This window comes from Frankia sp. CcWB3 (genome assembly GCF_977927595.1).
This window is the reverse complement of sequence record NZ_CDWRCK010000171.1, coordinates 1-9,176: the sequence shown is the minus strand read 5'-3', so window position 1 is coordinate 9,176 and position 9,176 is coordinate 1. Positions and strand designations below refer to the sequence as shown.

General features: G+C 71.8%; 7 protein-coding genes. 5 read left to right on the top strand and 2 right to left on the bottom strand.

The annotated features are described in order from the left end of the window. Positions 1-421 precede the first annotated feature (421 nt). Positions 422-1,285: a MinD/ParA family ATP-binding protein gene (locus tag ACY5KJ_RS13640; RefSeq protein ID WP_462186137.1), complete on the top strand. Its 864-nt coding sequence runs from the start codon at positions 422-424 to the stop codon at positions 1,283-1,285. Positions 1,286-1,316: 31 nt separating this feature from the next. Here ACY5KJ_RS13640 and ACY5KJ_RS13635 read toward each other — a convergent pair whose 3' ends face one another. Next, on the bottom strand, positions 1,317-2,648 hold the full coding sequence (locus tag ACY5KJ_RS13635) for a geranylgeranyl reductase family protein (RefSeq protein WP_462203506.1): 1,332 nt from the start codon (positions 2,646-2,648) through the stop codon (positions 1,317-1,319). An 80-nt stretch (positions 2,649-2,728) separates the two neighbouring features. Then, positions 2,729-3,901, bottom strand: a complete 1,173-nt coding sequence (locus tag ACY5KJ_RS13630; RefSeq protein ID WP_462186134.1) for a DUF5926 family protein — start codon at positions 3,899-3,901, stop codon at positions 2,729-2,731. A 496-nt stretch (positions 3,902-4,397) separates the two neighbouring features. Here ACY5KJ_RS13630 and ACY5KJ_RS13625 point away from each other — a divergent pair, with 496 nt between their 5' ends. The 4 genes from ACY5KJ_RS13625 to purL all read left to right on the top strand — a co-directional run bounded on the left by ACY5KJ_RS13625 (position 4,398) and on the right by purL (position 9,174). Continuing rightward, positions 4,398-5,273 carry an NAD(P)/FAD-dependent oxidoreductase gene (locus ACY5KJ_RS13625; RefSeq protein ID WP_462186133.1) on the top strand — a complete coding sequence of 292 codons (876 nt, stop codon included), beginning with the start codon at positions 4,398-4,400 and terminating at the stop codon, positions 5,271-5,273. A 138-nt stretch (positions 5,274-5,411) separates the two neighbouring features. After that, positions 5,412-5,969, top strand: a complete 558-nt coding sequence (locus ACY5KJ_RS13620) for an ATP-binding protein (RefSeq protein WP_462186132.1) — start codon at positions 5,412-5,414, stop codon at positions 5,967-5,969. 127 nt (positions 5,970-6,096) lie between these two features. Continuing rightward, complete coding sequence (purQ, locus tag ACY5KJ_RS13615) at positions 6,097-6,810, top strand: phosphoribosylformylglycinamidine synthase subunit PurQ (protein WP_462203505.1); 714 nt, start codon at positions 6,097-6,099, stop codon at positions 6,808-6,810. 78 nt (positions 6,811-6,888) lie between these two features. Then, positions 6,889-9,174, top strand: coding sequence for a phosphoribosylformylglycinamidine synthase subunit PurL (purL, locus tag ACY5KJ_RS13610; RefSeq protein ID WP_462203504.1), 2,286 nt, complete (start codon positions 6,889-6,891; stop codon positions 9,172-9,174). The last annotated feature ends 2 nt before the right edge of the window (positions 9,175-9,176 follow it).

Below are 9,176 nucleotides of genomic sequence, written 5' to 3'. Positions count from 1 at the left end.
CCGCCACCGTCCGACCCGTACGCCCAGCCCCCGCCACCGGGCCCGCCACCGGCCCCGCGGGACGAACGCCATGATCCGTGGCGGAGCACGCCGCCGGTGGCGCCGGCAAACTCGTCCGCTCTGGAGGAGACCGCCGCGATGAGACGGGCGGACTTCGACGCCGCCGCCCCCCGGCCGGTCGAGAACCGGGAGCAAGGCGGCCCGCGGCCCGCATACTGGCCCGGCCCGCACGCCCACCGAAGCCGGCCGCATCCCCTCCTGGCTGCGCGATCCCGAGCCAGCCGGGCCGCCCGGCGGCCCGGCGGGACCGGGTCCCCGGGAGACGGGTCCCCGGGAACCGGGAAACGGCCGGGCGGGGCTCGCCACCAGCGCACTGCTGCCCGCTCCCCCAGAGACGGCGTCCCGCGGCTGGCGCAGGCTCGTGTACCAGGTCTCGGCGGGCGCGGTGAACCCCGGTCCGTCCCCCGACGAGGTTCGCGACCGCCGGCTCCTCGCGCGCATCCGGAACCCGCTGCACGGCTGTCACCGCATCGCGGTGATGTCCCTCAAGGGCGGCGTCGGCAAGACCACGACGACGGTGGCGGTCGGCTCCACGCTGGCCAGCCTGCGCGATGACCGGGTGGTGGCGATCGACGCGAACCCGGACCGTGGCACCCTGGGCTCCAGGGTGCCACGCACCTCCGCCCACACGGTGCGCGAGCTGCTGGCGGACGCTCCGCGTCTGCACCGGTACGTGGACGTCCGCAGGTACCTGTCACAGGCCGACTCGAGGCTGGAGGTGCTGGCGTCGGCCAACGATCCGGAGCTGTCGGACACCTTCGGGGACGCCGACTACCGGGCAGTCGACGATCTGCTGCAACGACACTACTCGATCCTGTTGACCGACTGTGGGACGGGCATCCTGCACAGTGCGATGCACGGGGTGCTGGAGCTGGCCGACACGCTGGTGATCGTGAGCAGCGCCAGCGCCGACGGCGGGTCCAGCGCGAGCGCCACTCTCGACTGGTTGGACGCGCACGGCTACTCCGACCATGTCCGCGAGGCGGTCGCCGTGATCTCAATGTTCCCCGTCCAGGGCGAGCGGGTCGACGTCGACACGCTGGAACGGCATTTTGAAGCCCGGACGCGACGGGTGGTCCGGGTCCCGTTCGACCCGCATCTGGCCGACGGGGGACGGATCGTGCTGTCGAGCCTGAAACGGGAGACGCGGGCGGCCTATCGGGAGATCGCCGGCGCGGTGGCCGAACGCTTCGGCGAGGAACGCCGCGGCTACCCGGGCGGCTGACGCCGCTGGCACCGCCGGCTGCCTCAGCACCTCAGCGGCCCAGCACCGCCACCGCCGTCCGCACGCCGGGACGACGCAGTTGCCGGGCGATGGTGGTCCGTCCCTCGATGAGCCGGGTGAACAGCCCGAAGGCGCCCGGGCCCGCCATGACCGTGTGCATCGCGCCCGGCCGGCGGGTGAACGCGGCCAGGACCTCTCGTCCCGCCGCCATCTCGGGGCCCAGGATCGTCTCGACGCGCGCGGGATAGGCGGCCAAGGCGTCGAGCGCCGTGGCACCCGGGCTAGGCGCCGTGGTACCCGGGCCAGTCGGCCTTGTATCCGTGACCCCCCTAGCCCGGGTCACGCCCGCCCTCGCGCGACCGACACCCACACTCGCCGCGGCGGCCGCCTCCCCGGCGGGCCGACCCGACCGTAATGCGAACGAGATGCCTTCGCGTGTCCACGGATCCAGGAGCCCGGCTGCGTCCCCCGCGACCAATACCCGGCCCCGACGCAGCGGGGAGCCGACGGCCCGCACCCGGGTGAGATGTCCGGAGTCATGCTGGCGCGGCAGGTCGGTGAGCCCGAGCCGGTCGACGAACCGGGTGTAATAGGCGCGCAGCGCGGCGCCCTCGGCACGATCACCGATCACGCCGACCGTGAGCACCCGTCCCTTGGGGAACACCCACCCGTAGGAACCCGGCACCGGCCCCCAGTCGATGAGCATGCGCCCGGCCCATCGCGCGGCACGCGCCGGGTCGGCGACAAACTCGCCCTCCAGGCCGACGTCGACCTGGTCACAGCGGACACCGGCATAGGTGCCACAACGACCCGAGGTGCCGTCCGCACCCACCACCACCCGAGCGCGCAGGCCCGCCCCCGCGCGGAGACGCACGGTCACCCAACCGTCATCCTGATCCCCGGCGTCCTCTGCGATCCCGGCCTCGCCCGGCCCGGTCACATCCCGACCGGTCCCGCCCGGCCCGCTCTCGGTCAGCCCCACCACGTGCGCACCGGTCCGCACGGTCGCGCCGGCCGCAGCCGCCGCGGCCAGGAGAGCGGCGTCCAGATCGGATCGCATCACCATCGACATCCAGGGACGGCCGCCGGACCGGCCGCGGGTGACCTCGAAGCGGCCGTCCCAGGTCATCGTCAGCGAGCTGACGCTGGCTCGGACCAGACCGGTCAGTTCGGTGCCGAGATAATCCGCCGAAAGGCCGACCAGGCCGCCACCGCAGGTCTTGTAGCGAGGTACCGCCGAGCGTTCGAGCACGCACACCCGGGCCCCGGCGTTCGCCGCCGCCCGCGCCGCGCTGCCACCGGCCGGGCCCGCCCCGACGACAATGACGTCAAAGGTGTTCTCCGGATCGTCAACCCTGCTCACGGCGCTTCATCCTCCCGGACACCGCACCCCCACCCCGACACCGCACCCCACCCCGACACCGCGGTCTGGCGCCGACGCCGTCAGCGCAGGGTGAGGCTGCGTCCAACAAGACCCGCCCGCACCCGGCGTTCGTGTGCGGTCAGTGCCGTGGTGTCGGCCAGTGCCCGTTGATAGGCCACCCGCAGCGCGGCGGCCGGCTCCTCACAGCGGTCCGCCTCGCTTCCGGGCGCGAGATCCCAGACGGGAACGACGAGCCCGTCGGCGCGGAAGAACCCGATGAACCTGGAGCCCTCCCCCACCGTGAGACGTTCGGCCGCAGCCAGGCGAGCCAGCGCATCCAGCAACGCCTCCTCGGTGGGGGCGACGTCGGCGCCCGCGCCGATGGGAGCGACCGCCTCGGCCTCGGAGCCGGTGCCCGCCGCAGTACCCGCCGCGCCCAGCCAGGCCAGCGGAAGCGCCCACCGCAGGTGCCAGCGGTCACCGGGGTGGCACCAGTAGGCAGCCGGCACCGAGGTGAGCCGGACGGTGGGCACCACGGTGGCGTTGGCGCGCTCCAGCATCACCGCCACCTCCTGGTTCGGACCGCTCTCCTCGTCCGACGGTGGCAGCCACCATCCGAACCCGGAATGAACGGTGATGCCCAGGGGTGCCGGGTCCAGCAGGTCGGTGAGCCGGGGCAACCCGGCGAGTCCCGCGGGCAGTTGTTCCACGAGGCGCGGCGCGGAGGCAGGCGGGATGTCGATCACACTCCCCGGCTCAGCGGCGAGTGCGGCGAGCAGGGCACCGGCGACATCCCGCGATGCGTCCAGACCCGGAAGGGCGATCTGCAGGGCGACCAGGATTTCGCCGTCCTCGCGCACCAGGGCGGGGGCGGCCTGCGGCAGCATCGTGCAGAGCGTGATGCGCCGGTCGGCGTGCTCAGGATGGTCGGCGAGGTAGGCCGCCGCCAGGGTCAGCGGCGCGGTGGCGCTGGGCACCAGCTCCCGCAGGGCGACCAGGTCCGGCTCGTCGCGGCGGCCCGCGAACGGGCGCAGCACGGGAGCCGGCCGGTTCCGCTCGCCGTGGCACGCCTTGTAACGACGGCCCGACCCGCAGGGACAGGGTTCCCGCGGTCCGACGGCGGGGATGGCCCCATCGGATCCGTGGACAGACGGGCGGCGACGGCTCCGTGCGGCTCCCCCGCCAGAGCCGGGCGTGGCGACTCGTGCCGGGCGGGTGCCGGGACGCTGGGGTGCGGGTCGGCGAGCGATCACGACCTCCTGGGGTAGAGGCCGTCACGCGCGGTCATGGACTTCCTGCGGGTAAGGCTAAGCCATGGTCGGCGGATGACGAGGGTGCCGGGTGGCGGCCGCGCCCGTGGCACACACCACCGCTCCCGTCGCGGGAGCGGGCCCCGTCGTAGGAGCGGGCCGACGGAGAGCCGACAGCCGACAGATCCGGTCGACGACAGATGCATCCCCGGCATCTCGGGCGCCCATTCAGGGATAACCCTCTTCCACGGCAGGGACTATCCCGTCACTGCGGAACCATTACCACGGATACCGCACGCGGCCCCCTCCTCAATGGGCACGATGAACACAGCCGTTCGGCGGACGGGCCCTGGCGGGACTGATGGCGAGCATCATCGACGCTCGTCCGCAAGCCACCGTCACCGTGGCGGCACATCCAGGAAGACGACGCCGCGGGAACCGGTGAAAGGCCGCTCGACAGGCGGCGCCCGCGGCATTCATCTCGATATATGGGGGGTCGGTGGCGAAGGTCGTCGTTGCCGGCGGGGGCATTGCTGGGATCGCCTGCGCCAGCACACTGCTAGCCGAGGGAATCACCGTGGATGTCCGTGACCGGGGCCGCGTGATCGGCGGACGGATGGCCTCACGGTGGATAGACGGGCGCATCGTGGACTCCGGCGCGTCGTACTTCACCGCCACCTCGCCGGAGTTCCGCGAAGTCGTGGACGATTGGTTCATCCGTGGCCTGGTACGCCCCTGGACGCACCGAATGTCGGTAATCAGTGGGCCGACCGCCACCTTGGCCGAGCCGCGTTCCGGCCCGCTGCGGTACGCCGCCCCACGCGGGCTGCGTTCCCTGGTCGCCGACCTCGCGTCCCGCGCCGGGGTGCAGGTCGCGCAGTCCACGCCGATCCGCCGGATCACCCCGGGTCCCCGCGTCGACGACGAGGCCGCCGACGCGGTGGTCCTCGCGATGCCCGACCCGCAGGCGCTGCGCCATCTCGACCCGGCCTGCACCGAGGAGCGGGCGCAGCTCGCCGGCTGGCCCTACCGGTGCTGGGCACCGATCGACGGAGCCTTCGTCCACGACGACGATACGATCGCCTGGATCGCCGACGACGGCCGTCGCCGGGGTGACAGTGCCGCCGTCCTGGTCGCCCACTCGACGCCGGATTTCGCGCGGGCGCGGCTGGCCGACCCCGCGGCGGCCGGGCCCGATCTCGTCGCGGCACTACGGCGCCTGCTCACCATCACGGTGCAACCCAGTTGGACGTACGTGCAAAGGTGGACCTTCGCCCGCCCGGACCGTCCGCACGAACAGCCGTACTACCTGTCCGGCAGTGGGATCGGGCTCGCCGGCGACGGCTGGGGAACACCGAAGATCGAGAATGCCTGACACTCGGGCACCGAGCTGGGCCGAGCCCTCGCCGCCCGATTGAGATAACCGATTGCGATAACCTATCGCAATAACCGATTACGATGACCGATGGCATGTGACCGGATCGAGCCTGCGCCGGCGTAGGTCGTTCGGTTGATGATGCGTGACGCGGGTACACCCTCCGGCATGGAGATCAAAGTAAGCCTGTCGTTGCCCCACGATGAGATCTCCATACCCGTAGTTCGACGTATCTGCACGCAGTCCCTGAAAGTCCTGGGCGTCAGCCAAGAATGCATTTACGATGTTGAACTTGCATTGACAGAAGCGTGCGACAATGTTCTTCTACATGCCCATGACAGCGACGAGTACGAGGTTTTGGTGGGAGTGGACAACGAAGTCGCCATCATCGAGGTGAGCGATCGCGGCGACGGTTTCGACGGCATGGATAATCTCGATCGGACGGCCCGCCAGAACAGCGATTTCCCCAGGCCGGAAAATGTTCCCGAGCAAGGCCGTGGCATCTTTCTCATGCGCGCTCTGATGGACCGGGTGCAGTTCCACCAGGTGGACGGCCCCCATCGGGGCACCCGCGTGCATCTGGAGAAGACTCTCACCTGGGAGGAGATCGCTCCCGGGGAGCGGCTGAGCCGGGCGCGGACGGGGCCCTGGCCCGCTGCCCGCCCGGAGGTGGCCGAGGGCATCCATCCGGTCTGACGTCTCCCGCCGTCCCCCGCCGACTCCCTTCGTCGATCGGCCGACTCCCTTCCTCGACCGGCCGCCCCACAATCCGACCGGCTACGCTGACGGGAGTGGACTCCGAGGGATCTGGGCGGGTATCGCGATGGGTGTGGTAGTGACCGAGGCGGCCCCGCCCGCCCGGATCGGGATCGTCACCTTCCCCGGCTCCCTCGACGACCGGGACACGGCGCTCGCAGTGCGGGCCGCCGGTGCCGAACCGGTCTCCCTCTGGCATGGCGACAGCGATCTCGCCGGCGTCAATGCCGTCATCCTGCCCGGCGGATTCTCCTACGGTGACTACCTGCGCGCCGGTGCGATAGCCCGGTTCTCGCCCATGGTGGCGGCCCTCGTCCCGGCGGCCCGCGCGGGCCTGCCGATTCTCGGCATCTGCAACGGGTTTCAGGTGCTCTGCGAGGCCGGCCTGCTCCCCGGGGCATTGACTCGCAACGTGGGACTGCACTTCGTCTGCCGCGACCAGCGGTTGCGGGTCGAGGCGCCGGGCACTGCCTGGACCCGCGGCTACCAGGACGGCGAGGAGATCGTCATCCCGGTGAAGCACGGGGATGGTCGCTATGTCGCGGCCCCGGGCGTGCTCGCCGAACTCGAGGCGGCCGGGCGGGTTGTGGTGCGCTACGTCGGCGGGAATCCCAACGGGTCGGCCGCCGACATCGCCGGGATCTGTAACGAGAGCCGGACGATCGTGGGCCTGATGCCGCATCCCGAGCACGCTGTTGACGACCTCACCGGCCCTGGGGTCGGCGGGCTTCGCATGTTCACCTCGGTACTGTCCGGCGTTTTGTCGGCTTTTTCCTCTTAAAGAGGGATTTTTGGTTACGAAGGGGTCTCCTTGTCCGCCCGGGAGCCCGGATCAGGGGATATCGGCGAGGATGGGAGGGTGACCGGCAACCCCGCCGCCCCCGCGGCCACCTCCGTGAGTCCCCCCGCCGAGCAGCCCTACCGGGAGCTGGGGCTCACCGACGACGAGTACGCCCTGATCATCGCGACCCTCGGTCGCCGGCCCAGCGACGCCGAACTCGCGATGTACTCGGTGATGTGGAGCGAGCACTGCTCCTACAAGTCCTCCAAGGTGCATCTGCGGCAGTTCCGGGATACCCCGTCGACGGACCGGCTGCTGGTGGGCATGGGGGAGAACGCGGGCGTCGTCGACGTCGGCGAGGGGCTGGCGGTCACCTTCAAGATCGAGTCGCACAACCACCCCAGCTTCGTCGAGCCATACCAGGGGGCCGCGACGGGTGTAGGCGGCATCGTCCGCGACATCCTGACCATGGGGGCCCGCCCGATCGGCGTGCTCGACCCGCTGCGCTTCGGCGAGGCCGACGCTGCGGACACCGCCCGGGTCCTGCCCGGGGTCGTCGCCGGCATCGGTGGCTACGGCAACTGCCTCGGCCTGCCCACCATCGGCGGCGAGGTCGTCTTCGACCCGACCTACGCGGGTAACCCGCTGGTCAACGCCCTGTGCGTCGGGGTCATGCCGGTCGATCGGGTGCAGACGTCGGCGGCGACCGGGGTCGGCAACGCCGTCGTCCTGCTCGGCGCCAGGACCGGCCGGGACGGCATCGGCGGCGTCTCGATACTGGCGTCGGCGACCTTCGACGAGGGCGGCGGCCCGGCCCGGCGGCCCTCGGTGCAGGTCGGCGACCCGTTCACCGAGAAGATCTTGATCGAGGCCTGCCTGGAGCTGTTCGACCGCAAGCTCGTCACCGGCATCCAGGATCTCGGCGGCGCCGGGCTGACCTGCGCGCTGACCGAGACCACCGCCGCGGGCATCGCCACCGGCCAGCCCGGCGGCATGGAGGTCGACCTCGACCTCGTGCCCCTGCGCGAGGCGTCGATGGCCGCGCACGAGATCCTCGCGAGCGAGTCCCAGGAGCGCATGCTGGCGATCGTCACGCCCGAGGCGCTGCCCGAGGTTCTCGCCCTCGCCGAGCGCTGGGGTGTGCTCGCGACCAGGATCGGCACCGTCACCAACAGCGGTCGGCTGACCGTACGCTGGCATGGCGAGGTCGTCGTCGACGTTCCGCCCGGATCACTCGCCGACGATGGCCCAGTCTACGAGCGCCCTCTGCGCCGCCCGGTCGACTTCGACCTGGTCCGGGCGGACGCGCCCACGCCCGCCCGGCTCGCCCGGCCACGGACCGGGCCGGAGCTGCGGGAGACCCTGCTGCGGCTGGTCGCCTCCCCGAACCTGTGCTCGCGGGCCTGGGTGACCGACCAGTACGACCGGTACGTGCAGGCGGGCACCGTGCTCGCCCAGCCGGAGGACGCGGGCGTGCTCCGGCTGTCGGCGGCCACCGGCCTGGGGATCGCGCTCGCCACCGACGGCAACGGGCGGTACGCACGGCTCGACCCGTTCGCCGGCACCCAGCTCGCCCTGGCGGAGGCGTGCCGCAACGTGGCCGCCACCGGATCGGTGCCGATCGCGGTGACGAACTGCCTGAACTTCGGCTCCCCCGAGGATCCCGAGGTGATGTGGCAGTTCGCCCAGGCGTGCGCGGGCCTCGCCGAGGGCTGCCGGCGGCTCGGCCTCCCGGTAACGGGCGGCAACGTCTCGTTTTACAACCAGACCGGCTCGACGCCGATCCATCCGACCCCGGTGATCGGGGTACTCGGCCTGTTCGACGACGTCACTCGCCGGACGCCCATCGGCTTCGCCGAGGAGGGAGACGTCCTGATCCTGCTCGGCGACACCGCCGACGAATTCGGCGGCTCGGAGTGGGCGTGGGTGACGCATCGCCATCTCGGCGGCGAGCCGCCGGCCGTCGACTTCGCCCGGGAAAAGCTGCTCGGCGAGATCCTCGTCGCCGGTTCCCGCGACGGCATGCTCACCGCCGCGCACGACCTCTCCGACGGTGGGCTCGCCCAGGCGCTCGTCGAGTCGTGCCTGCGCGGCGGGCACGGCGCCCGGATCATCCTGCCGGCCGGATCAGACCCGTTCGTCGAGCTGTTCAGCGAGTCGGCCGGCCGCGCCGTCGTCGCGGTGCCCCGCACAGAGGAACTGCGCTTCACCGGCATGTGCGAGGTGCGGGGCCTGCCGTGGCGGCGCGTCGGTGTCGTCGACCGGGACACCCTCGACGTACAGGACGCCTTCACCGTCGGCCTCGACGAGCTGCGCGCGGCGCACGAGGGAACGCTGCCGGCGCTGTTCGGCCGGCTCACCTAGTC

Coding starts and splice junctions, on each gene's coding strand:
- ACY5KJ_RS13620 (WP_462186132.1), top strand. CDS start 5,412: ATGATGCGTGACGCGGGTACACCCTCCGGCATGGAGATCAAAGTAAGC.
- purQ (WP_462203505.1), top strand. CDS start 6,097: ATGGGTGTGGTAGTGACCGAGGCGGCCCCGCCCGCCCGGATCGGGATC.